At 57.7% G+C, this 18,196-nt stretch carries 17 protein-coding genes; 3 read left to right on the top strand and 14 right to left on the bottom strand.

Going from position 1 to position 18,196, the window contains the following annotated elements; genetic code table 11:
* Nucleotides 1–99: 99 nt before the first annotated feature.
* From alc to puuE, 3 genes are all read right to left on the bottom strand, one after another.
* Entirely contained in the window at nucleotides 100–1,101 is a 1,002-nt protein-coding gene (gene alc / locus ACYSTU_RS00675) for an allantoicase (RefSeq protein WP_024012212.1), read from the bottom strand.
* Nucleotides 1,102–1,188: 87 nt separating this feature from the next.
* Nucleotides 1,189–1,704, bottom strand: a complete 516-nt coding sequence (gene uraD, locus ACYSTU_RS00670) for a 2-oxo-4-hydroxy-4-carboxy-5-ureidoimidazoline decarboxylase (RefSeq protein ID WP_264364794.1) — start codon at nucleotides 1,702–1,704, stop codon at nucleotides 1,189–1,191.
* A complete protein-coding gene (puuE, locus tag ACYSTU_RS00665) occupies nucleotides 1,701–2,627 on the bottom strand; it encodes an allantoinase PuuE (RefSeq protein ID WP_024012213.1) in 927 nt (308 codons plus the stop codon). Before puuE ends, uraD begins: the two co-directional genes overlap by 4 nt.
* 420 nt (nucleotides 2,628–3,047) lie before the next feature.
* Between puuE and uraH the strand changes: the two genes are divergently transcribed.
* Complete coding sequence (uraH, locus tag ACYSTU_RS00660) at nucleotides 3,048–3,401, top strand: hydroxyisourate hydrolase (RefSeq protein ID WP_498995052.1); 354 nt, start codon at nucleotides 3,048–3,050, stop codon at nucleotides 3,399–3,401.
* Nucleotides 3,402–3,528: 127 nt separating this feature from the next.
* Here the strand turns inward: uraH and ACYSTU_RS00655 are convergent, their stop codons facing one another.
* From ACYSTU_RS00655 to ACYSTU_RS00635, 5 genes are all read right to left on the bottom strand, one after another.
* Nucleotides 3,529–5,382, bottom strand: a complete 1,854-nt coding sequence (locus ACYSTU_RS00655) for a hypothetical protein (RefSeq protein WP_498995048.1) — start codon at nucleotides 5,380–5,382, stop codon at nucleotides 3,529–3,531.
* A 95-nt stretch (nucleotides 5,383–5,477) separates the two neighbouring features.
* Nucleotides 5,478–9,002, bottom strand: a complete 3,525-nt coding sequence (locus tag ACYSTU_RS00650; RefSeq protein ID WP_136492260.1) for a calcium-binding protein — start codon at nucleotides 9,000–9,002, stop codon at nucleotides 5,478–5,480.
* Between the two features lie 192 nt (nucleotides 9,003–9,194).
* Entirely contained in the window at nucleotides 9,195–9,824 is a 630-nt protein-coding gene (locus tag ACYSTU_RS00645; RefSeq protein WP_016773765.1) for a LysE family translocator, read from the bottom strand.
* Between the two features lie 85 nt (nucleotides 9,825–9,909).
* Nucleotides 9,910–11,259 carry an NCS2 family permease gene (locus ACYSTU_RS00640; RefSeq protein WP_024012217.1) on the bottom strand — a complete coding sequence of 450 codons (1,350 nt, stop codon included), beginning with the start codon at nucleotides 11,257–11,259 and terminating at the stop codon, nucleotides 9,910–9,912.
* Nucleotides 11,260–11,550: 291 nt separating this feature from the next.
* A complete protein-coding gene (locus ACYSTU_RS00635; protein ID WP_071171571.1) occupies nucleotides 11,551–11,997 on the bottom strand; it encodes a MarR family winged helix-turn-helix transcriptional regulator in 447 nt (148 codons plus the stop codon).
* A gap of 81 nt (nucleotides 11,998–12,078) precedes the next feature.
* On the opposite strand from ACYSTU_RS00635, the gene ACYSTU_RS00630 reads away from it, so the two are divergent.
* Nucleotides 12,079–13,245: an aminotransferase-like domain-containing protein gene (locus ACYSTU_RS00630; protein WP_498995034.1), complete on the top strand. Its 1,167-nt coding sequence runs from the start codon at nucleotides 12,079–12,081 to the stop codon at nucleotides 13,243–13,245.
* A gap of 115 nt (nucleotides 13,246–13,360) precedes the next feature.
* Here the strand turns inward: ACYSTU_RS00630 and ACYSTU_RS00625 are convergent, their stop codons facing one another.
* From ACYSTU_RS00625 to ACYSTU_RS00605, 5 genes are all read right to left on the bottom strand, one after another.
* Complete coding sequence (locus tag ACYSTU_RS00625; RefSeq protein ID WP_498996158.1) at nucleotides 13,361–13,753, bottom strand: glutaredoxin family protein; 393 nt, start codon at nucleotides 13,751–13,753, stop codon at nucleotides 13,361–13,363.
* A gap of 103 nt (nucleotides 13,754–13,856) precedes the next feature.
* Nucleotides 13,857–14,402: a GTP cyclohydrolase I FolE gene (gene folE / locus ACYSTU_RS00620; protein WP_016773769.1), complete on the bottom strand. Its 546-nt coding sequence runs from the start codon at nucleotides 14,400–14,402 to the stop codon at nucleotides 13,857–13,859.
* A gap of 77 nt (nucleotides 14,403–14,479) precedes the next feature.
* The gene (locus ACYSTU_RS00615; RefSeq protein ID WP_016773770.1) at nucleotides 14,480–15,037 is read right to left on the bottom strand and encodes a Smr/MutS family protein; all 558 of its coding nucleotides are present in this window, start codon (nucleotides 15,035–15,037) and stop codon (nucleotides 14,480–14,482) included.
* Nucleotides 15,038–15,111: 74 nt separating this feature from the next.
* Complete coding sequence (locus ACYSTU_RS00610) at nucleotides 15,112–15,432, bottom strand: hypothetical protein (protein WP_041479344.1); 321 nt, start codon at nucleotides 15,430–15,432, stop codon at nucleotides 15,112–15,114.
* Between the two features lie 131 nt (nucleotides 15,433–15,563).
* On the bottom strand, nucleotides 15,564–16,154 hold the full coding sequence (locus tag ACYSTU_RS00605; protein WP_016773772.1) for a cysteine hydrolase family protein: 591 nt from the start codon (nucleotides 16,152–16,154) through the stop codon (nucleotides 15,564–15,566).
* Nucleotides 16,155–16,393: 239 nt separating this feature from the next.
* On the opposite strand from ACYSTU_RS00605, the gene prmB reads away from it, so the two are divergent.
* Complete coding sequence (gene prmB, locus ACYSTU_RS00600) at nucleotides 16,394–17,302, top strand: 50S ribosomal protein L3 N(5)-glutamine methyltransferase (RefSeq protein ID WP_016773773.1); 909 nt, start codon at nucleotides 16,394–16,396, stop codon at nucleotides 17,300–17,302.
* A 58-nt stretch (nucleotides 17,303–17,360) separates the two neighbouring features.
* Here prmB and ACYSTU_RS00595 read toward each other — a convergent pair whose 3' ends face one another.
* A complete protein-coding gene (locus ACYSTU_RS00595) occupies nucleotides 17,361–18,152 on the bottom strand; it encodes a hypothetical protein (protein WP_071171526.1) in 792 nt (263 codons plus the stop codon).
* Between the last annotated feature and the right edge of the window lie 44 nt (nucleotides 18,153–18,196).

Below are 18,196 nucleotides of genomic sequence, written 5' to 3'. Positions count from 1 at the left end.
CTGTGTTGTTAGATCTATCGCCATCGCGGGCAAGCCCGCTCCCACAGTGGACTGTGGCGTTCACAAAACCTGTGGGAGCTGGCTTGCCAGCGATTGGGTTCAACCTTGTTTAGCGACCTTGCCCAATACACGCAGACGACTCACACCACCATCCGGGAACACGTTCAGGCGGATGTGGGTGATCGGGCCGAGTGCCTTGATCTGCTCGACGAAGGTGTGTTCGGCGTGCATTTCCAGCTTCTGGCTTGGCAGCAGTTCGCGCCAGAACAGTGACTGGGTTTCGATCTGGCTGTCGGTGCCGCCTTTCACGAACGCGCCCTGGATCGAGCAAGTGTCCGGGTAGTTACCTTTGAAGTGCAGGGTGTCGACGACGATCTTCTCGATCTCGCCCGGATGACCCAGCGCGACGATTACCCAGTCATTGCCCGGCGTGCGACGACGCGCGGTTTCCCAGCCGTCGCCCATGTTGATGCCACGGCCCGGGTTGAGGATATTGCTCATGCGGCCGAAGTGTTCGTCGGAGCAGGCGAGGGCGCGGCCACCGTTGAGGGCTGCTGCCAGGTCCACTTGCTCGTTGTCGCCCACAGCGGACCAGTCGCGGAACGGAATGCCGTATACGCGCAGACGGGCAACACCACCGTCCGGGTAGATGTTGAAGCGCAGGTGGCTGAACGCTTTGTCGTTGCTGATTTCGTGGTAGTGGTGGCTGTTGCCCTGCAGCTCGACGGCCGACAGCACTTCGGTCCACTGGGTGTTTTCATCCGGCTCGCCCGAGGCCAGGAAGCACGCTTCCAGCGAGGCCGATGGCGGGTAGTTGCCGGTGAAGAATGAAGTGTCGATGTCCACGCCTTTGATCGAGCCCGGTACGCCCAGACGGATCACCGCGCTGTCGAAACCTTCGAAGCGCTTGCGGCGCGACTCCCAGCCGTCCATCCACTTGCCGTTGTCGTCGAACACGCCCTCCTTCCATACGGCCGGGGTCGGTTGGAACAGACGATTGGCGTCTGCGAACCAGTCATCGGTGACCGAAATGATCTTGGTGCCCAGACGGGCGTCGGCCAGGTTGACGTATTTTTCGAAAGGTACGGCGTAAGCTTTCATTCTTCTTGTCTGCCTTTGATAAGTTGGCTGGGGATGCTCGCAGGGCCCTGGGTGCTCTCCGCGTTTGATGCACTCGGGCCAGGCTTGCTAAAGAGTCAGTAAACGGAACAGGGCAATCTTGTTGATCTCCGCCAGCGCGCATTTGAACTCGGCTTCCACCGAATTGTTGATGCGCGTTTCGAACGCCGCGAGGATCTGATGCCGGTTGCTGCCTTTTACCGCCATGATGAAGGGAAACTTGAACTTGGCTTTGTAGGCTTCGTTCAGCTCGGTGAAGCGCTGGAACTCTTCGGCCGTGCATTGGTGAATACCGGCGCCAGCCTGTTCATTGGTGCTGGCTTCGGTCAGTTGGCCCTGGACGGCAGCTTTGCCGGCCAGGTCCGGGTGAGCGTTGATCAGGGCCAGCTGGCTGGCATGATCGGCGCTCAACAGGATATCGCTCATGCGCTGGTGCAGGGTTTCGATCTCGTCGATCGAAGCGTCCGCACCGAGGTCGTAGGCCTTTTCGGCCACCCATGGCGAATGTTCGTAGATGTCGGCGAAGGCTTTGACGAAAGCGTCGCGGCTCAGGGTCGACGGTTGCAGGGTTTGAAAGCGGCTCATTTTGCAGTCCCTTGGTACGGGTGGGTTTCTTGCCAGTGGCGCGCGATGTCGACGCGACGGCTGAACCACACCTGTTCATGACTTTTGGCGTATTCGATAAAGCGCTTGAGCGAAGCGAGGCGACCAGGACGGCCGATCAGGCGACAGTGCAGACCGATCGAAAGCATTTTCGGCGCTTCGGCACCTTCGGCGTAAAGCACGTCGAAGGCGTCTTTGAGGTATTCGAAGAAATCGTCACCCTTGTTGAAACCCTGCACTTGCGTGAAGCGCATGTCGTTGGTGTCGAGGGTGTAGGGGATCACCAGATGCGGCTTGCCGGTCGGGTTGTTCGGCTCCCAGTAGGGCAGGTCGTCGTCGTAGGTGTCGCAGTCGTAGAGGAAACCGCCTTCTTCCATGACCAGGCGACGGGTGTTCGGCCCGGTGCGGCCGGTGTACCAGCCCAGCGGACGTTCGCCTGTCAGTTCGGTGAGGATGCGGATCGCTTCGAGCATGTGCTCACGTTCCTGCGCTTCATCCATGTACTGGTAGTCGATCCAGCGGTAGCCATGGCTGCAGATTTCGTGACCGGCCTCGACCATCGCACGGATCACGTCCGGGTGACGCTGGGCGGCCATGGCCACGGCGAAGATGGTCAACGGAATGTCGAATTCCTTGAACAGCTTCAGAATCCGCCAGACGCCGGCGCGGCTGCCATACTCGTAAAGCGATTCCATGCTCATGTTGCGCGCGCCCTGCAGCGGCTGAGCGGCGACCATTTCGGAGAGGAAGGCTTCGGATTCCTTGTCGCCGTGCAGAATGTTGCGCTCGCCACCTTCTTCGTAATTGAGTACGAAGGACAGGGCGATCCGGGCATTGCCCGGCCAGTGTGGGTGAGGAGGGTTACTGCCGTAACCGATCAGGTCGCGTGGGTAGTCAGCGCTCACTGCAGTCTTCCTTCTTGTACGTTGACAGATTGGTGTGGCGGCCTGGCAGGCTGGCGTCACAGCGATGGGCTGATTGTATACAACTTTATTTACATTTTGTAAGCCTGAATTTTCGCATTTTTCACCGGCCGTCATCTTTTGCTGTTAATGGTTCCAGCCTGCAAGAAACCTGCCTGACCAGTCAGCTAATGAATAGAAGGTTCAATGATCAGGCGCTTTGCCTGCGAATTGGTGATAAAAACCCGCATGGCGGGGGTGAAGCGAAAAATGTCGTTTTTATTGTGTACAATTTTTTTGAAAAGTGTCTTAATCATTCACTCGCCGCAGCGTTTCGTGCTCTGAAACGGTGCGGTCTCCTTTTCAACTGGCTTCGGGAGGCGCGAAGTCTGACCGCTTGTTGCGGCCAGGCGCGCAGAATCAATGGGACGTTTGACAACACACGTTTTGGACGCTGCACACGGTTGCCCGGGCAGCTCGATCAAGGTCGAGCTGTACCGCGTTGAAGGATCGCAGCTGGAATTGGTCGCCAGTGCGACAACCAACAGTGATGGCCGGGTCGATGCGCCGTTGCTGCAAGGCGACAATTATCGCACCGGGGTTTATCAGGTGCAGTTCCATGCCGGCGATTACTACCGGGCCCGTGGCGTACAACTGCCCGAGCCGGCGTTTCTCGATGTCGTCGTACTGCGTTTCGGCATTTCCGCCGAGCAGGAGCACTACCACGTGCCCCTGCTGATTTCGCCTTACAGCTATTCCACGTATCGGGGCAGCTGACCCCCAAGCAGCTGCCCCCACCGGGAAGCGACTGCGCATATAGCTTCTTTGGTCTTTCGCCCGCTCACACTGCGGGCTTTTTTTATGCGTGTTTACGGCGCAACTGCCGGCGCAGTCGAGTCTCGGGTCAGCGCTCGCGAATAATGAACACCGAGTCTGGCGTGGACGCGACCTTCAATACGCCTCCTATCAGCCATACCACTTGGTTCCGCGTCGCTGCATCGGTCAGTGCGGTGAAGGCGTCCTGACCGATTCTGGCGGGCAAGCTCGGTTCTGTCAGTTCGTTGCCAGGAACGTGAGTCAGGCCGGCTTGACTGATTGCTCCCAGTTTCAAAAAGAAGATTTGATCGTGACCGGCGCGTTTGAATACCAGCGTCGGCATTCTGTGTTCATAGGTCAGTGGAAACAGCTCGTAACCACAGCCGACCAGCAACGCGCCGAGCAATCGCCGCAGATTCAGATCTGATGGATAGGTCTTGTAATGATTCCAGGCGGAGGAGAAGTGCTGTGGATCAAAGGTCAGGCGTTGCAATTCGCTGTCGGTCTGGGAAGGCATCGGGATAAGCCGCTTGGCTCCCAGGTCGATGTCTGGCGCTATGGCGAGCATATTCAGCGGGTCGGCAAAGTCAGGTGCTGTGGAAAACGGCAGTTGCTTCCATTGATGCAAGACGGCCTGAACGTTGATCAGGCCGGTGCCGGTAATCGTCGGGGAATGATCGGCGAGTTCGAATAACCTGCGGGCAACGGCTGTCGTTGTCGCTTGCGAAAAATCAGGGAACGCGCGAGCGACGGACGTTGTTATCGGCTCTTCGAAAAAGCGTTTGCCCGGATGGACTTCACCTGGATCGCTGCCGATTCGAAACGTCGCCACCGGCTGTTGCTCGGGGGCGTTTTTCAGCATGTTCTCGAAAGCGTCGAAACCGCTCGGGAAAAACTCGGGATGACATACGAAATACACTGTGGGCGCCGTATTCGAGCCAACCGGAACGATTGGATAATGCAGCCAGCCAAGCTGTACCGATTCGGTGTGCGCAGGTTTGTTCAGATGCCCCCAGGGAAGCCAGAAATACGGCGTCTGGTCGTTGTCAGAGGACGGCTTGGCTGTCGCCGCGGTTAGCGTTTCTGCGGCTTCGGCAAGTCGGGGACGCTTGCTCGGGCCAGGTGTTGCCTGGTCGGTCTGTTCGCCTGACTGGCTGGATTGGGCTGGCGTTTGCGATGGCTTCGCCCCTGGCGGTTTTTGTCGCCAGAAAACAGTGCCGGGGATTTGCTCGAAGAAAACGTCGGGTGCATTGCTCGTCGAGGCAAACGCTTGTTGGTATTCGCCATCCTTGTTTTTGCGCACCATGACCGTGCCGTCCACCGTCGTTACGAAGGTCTGCCTGAGTCTGTTGTATCGAAGGCCCTCCGTTGCCAGCTCAGGCTTGCTCAGCGTCATGGCGTCGGCAGGCGAGATGTATGAGGGCAGGTTGGGGGTGGCGGATGCAGGCCGGTTGGATAGCCTCTCGGGCCGCCGGATCTGCCAAGTCGTCTGACCCTCGAGGCGCGTCAGGGGCAGGCCGGGCACACCGGGTGCGAAGGTCAGAGGCACATGATAATTGCCTTGCCCGTCCTGCTCGACGACGAACTGGCCTTCATTAGCGATCTGAGCGTACGTGCGCTGATCCGGTCCGGTGAACAAACCTTCGTTCTGCGCTACGGGTACCAGTTCGTGGAAACGCTCTTGCGGCCAGGCGATTGCGTTACGAGTGGCGCTGAAGTTCTCCGTTGCATCCGGCAAGGCGTGAACAGTAACCGTGGGCAGTGTGCTGGCTGCGGCAGATGTGCTTGCCGCTTGACTGACGGCCGGTGAATCGATGCCCAGAAGCAGGGCGTCAGGCATGTCCAGGCCCATACGGCTGACGAGAGGCGGTGAGCCGGAATGTCCAGCATCGGGGGCATTGGGTGGTTTTACTGCAGGGACTTTCTTGGGTGACTTGGCCATGGGGAATGCTCGGTAAAAGAGCGCGCAGACGCGTGCAAGTGCCGCGTAGACAGCAACGCTCGAAAAAATGGGTTTATTGACGAACGACCGGCGAATTACGCGGGAGGCACTTTCATCACAGAAACGGGGCCGAAAATGTTGGTTTGGTGGTTGCAGCGATTCACCACCCTTAAAGCAGACTTTTCGATGCGGGATTTGTCGGCACGCAATACCCAGCCATGCGCGGCAAAGTTGTAGCCCACGCGCGCGGTCTGGTCGTTAAGGCAGATAATGTTCCAGACTTTGACTTCGTCATTGGCCAATGCGGCAAGAGCTTGCGGGAGTGCTTTTGAGGCGTCGGGCTCTTCGAAAAAACGAGCATCGAGACCATCCAGATAGACACGGTCAAAGACCAGATCGACCGTATGTACAACTCCACCGGTGGTAATAACGCGGATCTGGTCTATCAAGTCCTCGCTTTCATAGACAGGCAGATAAAAAGTGGTAGTGCCGATGGAAAGCCGGTTTTCTTCGAGTTTTATATCGACCTCGCCGAGCTGCGTTGCATCAAGTTCCCAAGTGGATGAGTAGGGAAGCCGCTCTTTGGCATTGGCGAGCGCGCCAGGAGTCGAGAGTCTGATAGTCATGTCAGGCAGTACGTGAATGAGATAACTCGCACCCACTCCTTCATAGGCGTCCATGCTGGTTTGCACGGCCAGTGGTATCGGCATTGCGCAACTCCTTGTAGTGCCAAGCGAGTAACCCGCTTTCTCAGGCAGCGCATAAAAGCACTGTCGAGAACGACCCGTGAGTGGCACTTTCATCTGGGTTACCCAATGCCTCGAGACCGAGAAGTCAGTAAAGGCTGGCGGGATGTCGGTTTCCGCTGTAAGACCAGCGTTTGCAACGACACCGTCCTTGAAAATCAACACATAACGGCCGAACGGTCGAACGGCCATGGTTCGCAAAATCTTCGTGATATTGTCGTGATCGTCTTCGCTACGCGCCGCCGAGTAATAATTCAGCTTGATGGTCTTCGCGCCGAAGTGATAGACGAGATGGCAACCGACAGTCAGTCGGTATGACTTGGGTTTCTCGGAGAAAAAATGCGCCTCGGCTTTTGTCAGCTCATCACTGGTGAAGTCCAGATATATCCGGGTTATGACATCCGGGCGTAAAACCGCGTAGAAAGTGTTGGCCTTGCCGGTTCTCGGTACGTAATAGCTCGCTTCCTTGCGGTGTCGGATCCAGCATTCCGGCGCATAAATAATGATCGGTGTTACCGGTTTGCCACGTTTGACGAAAATTTCCGGTATATCAGCGGTGTGGGCATCCGGGATTGTTTCAGGCAGGTCAAGCCTGAAATGCCAATCATCACTGGTTATGAAAATCAGATTTTTGTTGCTCAGCTTTCTCGTGCCTTCGTATTTCTTGTAAACGTCATGAATGGTCAATACGTTTTTGGGATTGTCTTGAATTTCGAAGCCTGAGCGGATGACCAGGTCATTGCCCTCGATAGCCCAGGACTCAATCAGGTCCTTGCGCCAATTCATGACGGTATAACTGGTCTGTTCACCATCATCGATAATGGAAAAACGACCAGCCACATGCGCAATGTAATATTGATCCGCACCGGCGCCTCCCGACGCTTTTGCTTTTTCGTGGGAGAGGAATATCTGATCGTCTCCGGCGCCAGCTTCAATGATGTCGCTGCCCCGTGATTTGATGACGTTGTTTTGCGCAGTGCCGGTTACTACGCTTGCTGCGCGATGGACTGTTTCAATATTTTCGATACTGTCCAGCAAACTGTGCAGGATGGATATCTTGTTATTCTCGGTATCGACATCGCTGGTGATGATCTGCAATGTTCCGGCCAGCAAATCTATGTCATAGCCAGTTCTGTTCGTATCACGAGAGGAGTAATTGCCGCCAAGTACCAGTGTGTCATTTCCTGCGCCGCCGCTGAGCGTTGAATATTCTGCGACATGACTGTCCTTTTCGAGGAAAGCGGCTGCGTTCTCAAACAGGAACTGGTCATTGCCTTCACCGCCCGACAGTTGTTTTTTTCCTGACTTGTAATAGAACGTGTTGGGTTTTTTTTCTACACCTTTGATCGAGTCGTTACCCTCGCTGAGAAACCACAGAATGTTTTTGCCCTCTGCCGCAACTCCCAGTTCCGCGCCGGGTGTATCTTTTGTAACCCCTGCGCTTGCATCAATGATGTCATCGGTGCCTACCACTTCAGGGACATTGACCGACTCCCACGCATCCTGTTTGGTCCACCAGTTTCGTTTCCAGACCCGCGTCGGTTTCAGGCGTACATCAAACTTGCCATTGACGATGGCTTCGGTGCTCTCTTTCAAGGGGCCATCGAGTAGCGTTCTCGCGGTCTTTTTTAACTGCAATGAGTGTTGAAGTAGTGTTTTGGCCTTGATATAGCGGTTTTGAACGCTTTCGTCGACGTCCATCATGCAGAACGAAAACCATCCGCTACGCCACCGCTCGTCAACGGTTAATTCGATGTAGTCATCTATGTCGTCAACGATACGTACCGCACCGTAGACCTGCGAGCCAATGGCGAGAATCGCGCCGGCTGCAAGCCCGACGGGGCCGGCAAACGAGAAACCGGCCATCGCGGCAGTGCCGAGAATGACGGTCATGGCTGCACTGGTAATGCTCAGGCCAGCGCTGACGTAATGATCCATAGCCTCTTTGCCGGTGGCATTCTCAGCGGCGTTCATGGATCTCACGGCGGTAAAGATGTCGAAGGGCAGCGTCAGCATGCCGCCGACCAGTCCGCCTGATCGACCCAGTCTGAGTGCGAAACGTGTTCTGGCGAAGTCCCGGTAAGCATTCTGTCCGGCTGTGAGCATCTGCGTGGCTATTTTACTGACCGTGACATCGGCCGCGATGGAGGCCAGCTCCGATGCAATGCCCGCGCTGTTTATCGCTACTTCAGCACGGTTATCAGCTTTGATCGCATCGATTACGCCACGAATCCCCATGAAAATGCCGAAACCCTGGATGCCCAGGCTGGAGCCCAGCGTCGCGTAGCTTTTGGTCAATGCCGCCCAGCGGGGATGATGTCTGGGGACGTGCACATGTTGTAGATCGAGCGACTGTGCTGCGCTCAGAAGTTTTACCAGTTTGTCGCGGTAATTGCCGGCTACCTTTTCATTGGCATTGTTTTCCCTCAAGAGCTGAGGGGCGCCAAGCGGGCGCTGGCTGGCCATTTCAAACAGGAGCGTGGGTAACAAGTAGCTATCGCTGCCCGTTGAAGTTTTCAGAAAGTGTTCAACTTTATTGGCGTCGAACTGCAGGCTATTGATAAAAGAAAGTTTGGGGCGGCGAAAGAAGCTGTTCTGGCCATTCAATGGCTGACCGTCAATCGTTGCGCCTAGTCCGTCGAGTGCGGTACGGGTAATCGAAATATCGCCAATTTCCAAAGGGCCGAACACTTCGTCCACCATTTGCAATTGACTCGATTTTCCATTGGTTTGGCCATGGTCGATGGTTGAAGGCTTGTATTCGTTGGATTCATAGCCCAAATCCATAATTATGACGGTATCGGAAACAGGTTGCGTGTCCGCAAGTATTGCAGGGTCGGTTTGTGCTGTTGCTTCGCGTATAAGTGTGGCCATTAGAACTTCCTTGTTCCGGCAATTGTTGTTAAGGCCAAGGATATTACGTTGGCCTTTCGAGACCTGTATATCGATGGGTTGTTGCTATCTATTGCATATCAGGGATTGGATGTTGCACTTAATTGATTCATGAACAACATGATCCTGCCCGAGATCCATTCCGGCAGGATAATCAATAGTGGCGCTTTTCAGTCAGTGGCTGCCAAGCAACGACGCCGCGCCAGCACCACCAAACAGTCCGGCACTCACCCGATTGAACCAACTCTGGCCTTTGCCGCTGCGCAAATAACGTGCGGCACCATTGGCACCCAGACCGTAAGCCAGTTTGCAGCACAGATCGAGCACTACCCAGGTCGCAATCATGATCAGTAATTGCGGCAGAAACGGTTGGTCTGCGCGGAGGAACTGTGGCAGAAACGCGGCGAAAAACAGGATGTCCTTAGGGTTGCTCGCACCCAGGACAAAAGCGCGTCCGAACAATGTGCGAAAACGCGGCACCGGTGCGGCTTCGGGTACTTCGGCCCCCGTCGATGGCTGACGCGACTGCTGCCAGCTCTGCCAGGCGAGATAAAAAAGGTACAGCGCACCGATGATTTTCAGCGCGCTGAACAACTGTTCCGAGGCCAGCAACAGAGCGCCAAGCCCCAGTGCCGAAGCGCTGAGCAGGCAGATCGAGGCGATCACGCCACCCAGGAACGCGGGGTACGACCTGCGTAAACCGTAATTCAGACTGTTGCTGATCATCAGCAATGACAGTGGCCCCGGGATCAGGATCACCACCAGTGCAGCGCCACTGAACAGCAGCCAGGTTTCCAGACTCATCGTTTTGCTCCTTTGTTGTTATCGAGATGTACAAAAGCCCCACCGGTGAGGGTGAGGCTGGTTTGAAGCCTGAACCGCGCAGCGTTTACAGGAAAATGAACTTGGCGATGAAGATCGCGCAGAGCACCCACAGGCTGACGGAAATTTCCTTGTACTTGCCGGTGCCGGCCTTCAACGCGACGTAGGTAATAAAGCCCAGCGCGATGCCGTCGGCGACGGAGAAGGTCAGCGGCATCATGATCGCCGTGACAATCGCCGGAATGGCGTCGGTCGCCTCGTCCCATTCGATGTGGGCCATGCCGCCCATCATCAGCATCGCCACGTAAATCAGTGCACCTGCCGTGGCATAAGCGGGAATCATGCCAGCCAGCGGTGCGAAAAACATGGCCGCTATAAATAGCACACCCACGGTGACGGCGGTAAGACCAGTCCGACCACCAGCGGCTACGCCGGCGGCACTTTCCACGTAACTTGTCACTGGGGGCACGCCAACCACGGCGCCGAATACGCTGGATGCGCTGTCGGCCTTCATGGCTCGGGAAAGGTTCTCGATGCGACCGTCAGCGGCGACAAGGTTGGCGCGCTGGGCCACGCCCATCAGCGTGCCGGCGGTGTCGAACATGTGCACGAAGAGGAACGCCAGCACTACGCTGATCATGCTGACGTTGAACACGCCGGCGACGTTCATTGCCATCCAGGTCGGCGCCAGGCTCGGCGGCGCGGACATGATGCCCTCGTAGTGGACCAGACCCAGGCCCCAACCGGCGAGGGTGACGGTGATGATGCTGATCAGAATCGCACCGAACACGCGGTGGTAACTGAGGATCGCGATCATGAGGAAGCAGATCGCGGCGAGCAGTGGGCCGGGTTCGCGCAGCGAGCCAAGTTTGATCAGTGTGGCCGGGCTGTCGACGACGATACCGGCAGTCTTCAGCCCGATCAGGCCCAGGAACAGACCGACACCGGCGCCCATGGCAAACCGCAGGCTGACCGGGATGCTGTTGAGCAGCCACTCGCGAATCCGCGAAAAGGTCAGGAACATGAACAGCACGCCCGAGACGAACACTGCGCCGAGCGCGGTTTCCCAGTTGTAGCCCATGGTGCCGACCACGGTGTAAGTGAAGAAAGCATTGAGGCCCATGCCCGGCGCCAGGCCGACCGGCCAGTTGGCGTAGAGCCCCATCAACAGGCAGCCGAGCGCGGCGGCGATGCAGGTGGCGACGAAGGCTGCACCGTGATCGATCCCGGCATCGGCCATGATGTTCGGGTTGACGAAAATGATGTAAGCCATGGTGATGAAGGTTGTCAGACCGGCAATCAGCTCGGTCTTCACCGTGGTGCCATGCAAGCTGAGTTTGAACAGACGCTCCAGCAGGCCATTGCGTAATGGCGGCGTGAGCTCGAGCGGCGGTGCTTCGGATTTGCGGCTTTCCACAGCGAGTACTCCTCAAGAGTTTTATTGTTATTTCCAGGGCCGGACCCATGAGGGGTGGCAGCGGCCCTTTGAGGCATACGCGAATTTGTTGACCGTGTAGTCAGGAACTCGCACGCAGTGGATTATGCTTTTGTGTACAAATAAAGCAAATATTGTTTTGGTTTTTGTCGCCGATTTTTTTGCTGATAGGGATATATGGCCATCCAGGCTGGCTTCGCGAGCAGGCTCGCTCCCACCTTTGAAAAGCGTTCCCATGTGGGAGCGAGCCTGCTCGCGGAGAGGACGGTCCTGTCACTCGAGATGCGTCTGACTGCCTCCAAGCGCCAGATTCACCGCCAACCACCCATTTACCGCCGCTTCCCCAGCCTCGGCAAACACCCGCTCAAGCAATTTCACCTGCTCACGGCGCAACGCCTGCTCGAACTTCGCGCCTTCCGCGGTCAGCTCAAGCAGGCGCTTACGCTTGTCCGTCTGTGAAGCGACGCTGTCGACCAGATGCATTTCCTGCAACTGGCGCAGGGGCATGTTTAGCGCCTGTTTGCTCACGCCCAGCAGGGCCAGCAACTCTTTCACACTCAGGTTCGGATAGCGCGCGATGAAAAACACGATGCGTTGATGCACTCGCGAGAGGCCGCGGCGCTCGAGCATTTCATCAGCCTTGGCCGTGAACGCCTGATAGCCGAAGAAAAACGCTTCCATGGCCTGTTGCTGACTTGCGGGGTTTTTAAGGTCAAGCATGTTGACGTACTCGCTCAAGCTGTCGTAGTTTCAGTCAACCAGTTTGACTCATTTTTTACCTGCCTCGCTACGGTGACCACCATGGCTTTTTCCGAACGTGTCTCGCGCCTGAAAAGTTCTTTGATCCGAGAAATCCTCGCCGCCGCCCAGCGTCCAGAGGTGATGTCATTCGCCGGCGGCCTGCCTGCTGAAGCGATGTTGCCGAAGGTGAATTGGGACGAGATGCCGATATCCCTTGGTCAGTACGGCATGAGCGAAGGCGAGCCGGCCTTGCGCGAGGCGCTGGCGGCAGAGGCGAGGGCGCTGGGCCTTGAATGCGAGGCGAGTCAGGTGCTGGTGGTCAGCGGCTCGCAGCAAACCCTGGATCTGGCGGCCAAGCTGTACATCGACAAGGGCACGGAAATTCTGTTGGAGGCGCCGACTTATCTGGCCGCGCTGCAAATCTTCCAGCTGTTCGGCGCCGACTGCCTGACTGTGGCGCAGGAAGCCGACGGCCCAAATCTGGCGCAATTGCGTAATCGTTTAGAGCAGCATCGCCCGGCGTTTATCTACCTGATCCCGACTTTCCAGAATCCTTCCGCCGTGCGCTACAGCGAGGCCAAGCGCGCAGCGGTCGCGGCATTGCTCGATGAATTTGGCGTCACGCTGATTGAAGATGAGCCATACCGCGAACTGACTTTCGATGGTGGCAGCGCGAAGCCGATTGCCGCGCGTCTGAGAAAAGCCAGCTGGATCTACACCGGCACCGTCTCGAAAACCTTGCTCCCGGGTTTGCGTGTCGGTTACTTGATCGCCAGTCCGGATCTGTTCCTGCACCTGCTCAAACTCAAGCAATCGGCGGACCTGCACACCAATCGCATCGGCCAGTGGCAGGCGCTGCAATGGATCGGCTCGCAGAAGTATCAACAGCATTTGAGCGAGTTGCGGGATTTCTATCGGCAGCGGCGCGACGCGTTTCAGTTGGCGCTGGAACTGCATTTTACCGATCTGGCTGAGTGGAACATGCCCCAGGGCGGGCTGTTTTTCTGGCTGACGCTGAAGCAACCGCTGGATACCCGGTCATTGCTCAATGAGGCGTTGGCCAATGATGTGGCATTCATGCCCGGTGAGCCGTTCTTTCCTGAGCCGGACAAGCATCATGGGCATTTGCGCTTGAACTTCAGCCACATTGATCCGGCGCGGCTGGATGAGGGGTTGAAGCGGTTGGCGGCGGTGGTGCGGCGGGCGCAGATGGAAAGGGCGGCCTAGCAAAAACGCCGGCTCAAGGGCCGGCGTTGTCAGTGTGGGCCTCATCGCGAGCAGGCTCGCTCCCACAGGGCGGGATGCGTTTCAAGGGTGGGAGCGAGCCTGCTCGCGAAGGCGGCTAACGCTCCAACCCATTAACATCAGACCGCGCAAACCGCTTATCCAGATAATCGATAATCACCTTGGATTCATACATCCAGATGGTTTGCCCATTCTCTTCGATACGCAGACAAGGCACTTTGATTCGGCCACCCTGTTCCAGCAGAGTCTGGCGATCCTGCTCGTTGTTCTTCGCGTCTTTCAGTGCCACCGGCACATTCAGACGATGCAGGGCGCGGCGGGTTTTCACGCAGAACGGGCAGGCGTGAAACTGATACAGCGTCAGATCTTTCGCGGCAGCGTCGACTTGCGCCTGAGCAGCAGCGGGGCGCTTTTTCTTGCCTGGACGGGTGATGAAGTCGATGAAGATAACCAGTTGGCCGAGGCCGACACGAAGCGCTTTGACGAACACGTTGAAAGCCTCACGGTGCAAATGAAGAAAGGCGCGCAGCTTACCCGATTTTTCACAGGCGAAAAAAAACCGGCGATCAACGCCGGTTCTTTTCTGTTGCGAATTACTTGATGAGGCTGAGGAATTCGCTACGGGTTGCCGCGTTTTCACGGAATTCACCGAGCATCACCGAAGTGATCATCGACGAATTCTGCTTTTCGACGCCGCGCATCATCATGCACATGTGCTTGGCTTCGATCACCACGGCCACGCCCAGCGCGCCGGTGACTTGCATTACCGCGTCGGCGATCTGGCGGCTGAGGTTTTCCTGAATCTGCAGGCGGCGGGCGTACATATCGACGATCCGCGCAACCTTCGACAGGCCCAGCACTTTGCCGCTCGGGATATAGGCGACATGCGCCTTGCCGATGAACGGCAGCAGGTGGTGTTCGCACAACGAATACAGCTCGATGTCCTTGACCAGCACCATCTCGCTGTTGTCGGAGCTGAACAGGGCACCGTTGGTGACCTCTTCGAGCGTCTGTGCATAACCGCGGCAGAGGTACTGCATGGCTTTGGCGGCACGCTTTGGCGTGTCGAGCAGGCCCTCGCGGGACACGTCCTCGCCCAATTGGCCGAGAATCGCGGTGTAATTCTGTTCCAGGGACATGAAACTACCTGTGGGGATTTTCGCAAAGGGCAAGGGTACGGTGGCGGACACAACCCTGCAAGTTCGGTGTGACGGCTTTATTCGTCGCGGCCTTCCATCATCGTCCGTTTCAGCATCACATAAACCGCGCCGGCGCCGCCGTGGCGGGCCTGGCAGGAGCAGAAACCGAGCACTTGCGCATGCTGGCGCAGCCAGGTGTTGACGTGGCTTTTGATCATCGGCCGCTTGCCATCCAGGCGCACAGCCTTGCCGTGCGTCACGCGCACGCAGCGGATTTCGAATTTGGTTGCTTCGGCGAGAAAGGCCCAAAGCGTCTCCCGGGCCTTTTCCACGCTCATGCCGTGCAGGTCGAGGCTGCCTTCGAACGGGATCTGCCCGACCTTGAGCTTGCGCATCTGGCTTTCCTGCACGCCGTCGCGGGACCACATCAGCTCGTCTTCCGGGCCGACGTCGATCACGAACTGGTCGGAGAGGCCGTCAATGATGGTGGTGTCGCTGCGCACGGTGGCGGACTGACGCAGCTTGGCGATCTGCGCGCGGTCAGCCTTGGGTTTGCCGGTGTCGGCGCGGTCGTGCTTGATCGGCTTGACGCCCTGGATCGCACTTTTGAACAGAGAAAAATCGTCGTCTTGCATGTCAGCCTCCGCGAAGGGCGGCCAGTTTACCCAAGTCGACAGAAAACGGCCCGGCAAAAAGCCAGGCCGTTGGGTCAGTCGTGTTTTTTCATCAGATGCGGAGCCATGTTCAGTTCCCGCGATTGCCGTGCGCGACGGCGGCAGCGGCGCCACAGGGCAACGCCGAAATACAGAAACAGCAAGCCGACGGCAAGCATGATTGCCGAGCCCAGCGGTGATGCGTTCAGGTCACCCAGCGCCGGCGGACGGCCGAGCAGGCTGGCTGCCCCAGCCATCGCCAGCAGCACGCCGAACGTCGCCAGAATGGCCGAGATCGCCGCGCCAAATCGAAAACGCCAGTTGCTTTGGCCTTTGGGCCGCAAACGGCGTGCGTCAAATCCATCGGATAACTTCATTCCGACCTTCCTCAATGGTATCGGCCCTTCGACCGGGAGTTGACCGGGTTGTTCCTGAGGCTATGGCATTTGCGGCAAATCAGCGGATATAGCGGATGAGCGGCGCCAATGCACCGCTCACAAGGGCAGGATCAGATCAGGTCCTGAGTCTTGGCCAGCGTGGCGAAGTTGTCAGCCATGATCGCCATTTCCGCTTCCTGCACGCGTTCGGCGCTGAGCACGCCGCCCTTGAATGGCAGATCGCGGGTCGCGCAGGCGTCTTCGACCAGGGTGCAGCGGAAACCGAGGTTCTTCGCCGCGCGCACGGTGGTGCTGACGCTGGAGTGACTCATGAAACCGCAAACGATCAGGTCCAGCGAGCCGAGGTTCTGCAGACGCTCGAGCAGTTCGGTGCCATGGAACGCGCTCGGCAGCAGTTTGCCGATAATGGTTTCATCGCCTTGCGGTTCGAGACCGGGGATGAATTCGCCACGTTCGCCCTGCGGGTCGAACAGGCCACCAACGGTGCCGAGATGACGCACGTGCACGATCGGCCGACCGGCGGCACGGGCTGCGGCAACCACTTGTTTGATGTTCGCGACGGCCGCGTCCATGCCGCTCAGGGCCAGCGGGCCACTGAGGTATTCCTTCTGGGCATCGATGATGACCACGGTGGCATGGCTCAGGGTGGCCGCTGCGTAACCGCGACCGCTGAGTTGAAACATCGTTTTTGGAACGGACATTCTGGGGCTCCTCGGGGTGGGGCTTTTGCGACATTGTCCTCTGGCTGAGCGGTTCTGTGAATCGCTACCATCGTAGGCGCCGTCGTTCTTGGCCTGCAGCCTTGTCAAGTTACACGTTCCGTTCAATGCCTGATGCAAAAAAAAGAAAACTCCTACCGGAACCGCGTGGTTTTTCCTGCGTCGTCGTCGCGCGTTTTGGCTGCTAGAATCGCCAGTCGTTTTTTCTGGAGTTCTACGCCGTGATCACTTCCCGACTTCGTACCCTGCGCGACCACATCCGTTGGGCCGTCAGCCGCTTCCATGGGGAGGATCTGTTTTTCGGTCATGGCACCGACAACGCCTGGGACGAGGCGCGCCAGTTGGTGCTGGGCGCTTTGCACCTGCCTTGGGAAATCGCCGACAGCTATCTTGATTGCGCGCTGGAAGATGACGAACTGGTCAATCTGCAGCGCTTGCTCAAGCGCCGCATCGAAGATCGCGTTCCCACCGCCTATCTGCTCGGCGAGGCGTGGTTCTGCGGCATGTCGTTCATCGTCGACCCGCGCGTGCTGATCCCGCGTTCGCCGATTGGTGAGCTGATCGAAAACCGCTTTGCGCCGTGGATCGGCAACGAACCGGCGCGGATTCTCGACCTGTGCACTGGCTCCGGCTGCATCGGCATTGCTTGCGCTTACGAATTCCAGAATGCCGAAGTGGTGCTCGCGGATCTGTCGTTCGAAGCGCTGGAAGTGGCCAACCAGAACATCGAGCGCCATGGCGTCGATGAGCGCGTCTATACCGTGCAGGGTGATGGTTTCGATGGCTTGCCGGGTCAGCGTTTCGATCTGATCGTGTCGAACCCGCCCTACGTCGACGCCGAAGATTTCGCCGACATGCCGGACGAATATCAGCACGAGCCGGAACTGGGCCTGGCCTGCGGTGATGATGGTCTGAATCTGGTCCGGCGCATGCTCGCCGAAGCGGCGGATCACCTGACCGAGAAAGGTTTGTTGATTGTCGAGGTGGGCAACAGCCAGGTGCACGTCGAGGCGTTGTACCCGGAAGTCGATTTCGCTTGGCTGGAGTTCCAGCGCGGTGGGCATGGCGTGTTCATGCTGACAGCCGAGCAGTGTCGCGCGCATCAGGCCCTGTTCGCGTCCCGCGTCTAAGGTTGTGACAGATCGTTCCCATGCAGAGCATGGGAACGATCAGTACGCGCTCAAGCCCTCAGCGGTGCGTAGCAATCCAGATCAACAACCCCGCCTGAAACACCGCAAACGCCACCAGACACGTAATGGTGAAGCGCAACCCGGCGTCTTCACGCTTGAACTTGCTGACTTTCTCTTCCTGCTTCTTCAGTTTCACTTCCTGCTCGGCGAGATTCTGTTCGGCCTGCTGCAGCATCTGCGCGGCTTCAAGAATCTCGACGATCTGCAGTTTTTCGCTGTTCCAGTCACCCAGCAGGTCACCGACCTGCACAGCCTTGATGCTGCCTTTCAAATGCTGGGCATCGGCGTAAGCCACATCGAAACCGTGCACGCGCAGGAAATGGTCGCGGCGCAAGCGAGTGTCTTCGTTGAGCGCATCCTTGTTGTTCAGGTCGATGCCGTCGACGGTGTAGCCGGGCCAGCGCTTTTTTGCCCAGTTGATGCCTTGCGCGGCCATGAAGCGGCCGATACCGCGATTCAGCGGTTCGACCTGCAAGCCACTGTCGGGACCGAAACTCACACGTTTGCTCGCGTGGTCGACCCACACATCGAGATGATTTTGTTCTTTGCGCACGCGCTGGTTGGGCAGTTTGATCGCCATGCGCATCAGGCTGCGTTCTTTGCTGTTGCGCTCGGCGTAACCGAATTCGACAAAGCGCAACGGCCGGCCGCCGGTGTTGCGGTCGGTCTGTAGCGGCGCCAGGCGGAGCATCTTGTGGTGCTCGGCCTGAACGTCCGCCCACGGCAGTTCGACCGCTGGCGGTGCGTCTTTTTCAGCGCTGGTGTCAGTTGAAGTCTGGGTTTCAGTCATAACGGCGAGATCCTGTCCAAGCCCTGCTTGCCGCCAGACGTTGC

Source organism: Pseudomonas glycinis (genome assembly GCF_054871425.1).
This window is presented reverse-complemented; position numbering and strand designations above follow the sequence as displayed.

Excerpts from the sequence above, each read along its gene's own strand:
- ACYSTU_RS00610 (WP_041479344.1), bottom strand. The coding sequence starts at position 15,432 with ATGAAGTTATCCGATGGATTTGACGCACGCCGTTTGCGGCCCAAAGGC.
- ACYSTU_RS00645 (WP_016773765.1), bottom strand. The coding sequence starts at position 9,824 with ATGAGTCTGGAAACCTGGCTGCTGTTCAGTGGCGCTGCACTGGTGGTG.
- ACYSTU_RS00615 (WP_016773770.1), bottom strand. The coding sequence starts at position 15,037 with ATGCAAGACGACGATTTTTCTCTGTTCAAAAGTGCGATCCAGGGCGTC.
- alc (WP_024012212.1), bottom strand. The coding sequence starts at position 1,101 with ATGAAAGCTTACGCCGTACCTTTCGAAAAATACGTCAACCTGGCCGAC.
- ACYSTU_RS00635 (WP_071171571.1), bottom strand. The coding sequence starts at position 11,997 with ATGCTTGACCTTAAAAACCCCGCAAGTCAGCAACAGGCCATGGAAGCG.
- folE (WP_016773769.1), bottom strand. The coding sequence starts at position 14,402 with ATGTCCCTGGAACAGAATTACACCGCGATTCTCGGCCAATTGGGCGAG.
- ACYSTU_RS00630 (WP_498995034.1), top strand. The coding sequence starts at position 12,079 with ATGGCTTTTTCCGAACGTGTCTCGCGCCTGAAAAGTTCTTTGATCCGA.
- ACYSTU_RS00595 (WP_071171526.1), bottom strand. The coding sequence starts at position 18,152 with ATGACTGAAACCCAGACTTCAACTGACACCAGCGCTGAAAAAGACGCA.
- ACYSTU_RS00650 (WP_136492260.1), bottom strand. The coding sequence starts at position 9,002 with ATGGCCACACTTATACGCGAAGCAACAGCACAAACCGACCCTGCAATA.
- uraD (WP_264364794.1), bottom strand. The coding sequence starts at position 1,704 with ATGAGCCGCTTTCAAACCCTGCAACCGTCGACCCTGAGCCGCGACGCT.
- uraH (WP_498995052.1), top strand. The coding sequence starts at position 3,048 with ATGGGACGTTTGACAACACACGTTTTGGACGCTGCACACGGTTGCCCG.
- ACYSTU_RS00605 (WP_016773772.1), bottom strand. The coding sequence starts at position 16,154 with ATGTCCGTTCCAAAAACGATGTTTCAACTCAGCGGTCGCGGTTACGCA.
- ACYSTU_RS00655 (WP_498995048.1), bottom strand. The coding sequence starts at position 5,382 with ATGGCCAAGTCACCCAAGAAAGTCCCTGCAGTAAAACCACCCAATGCC.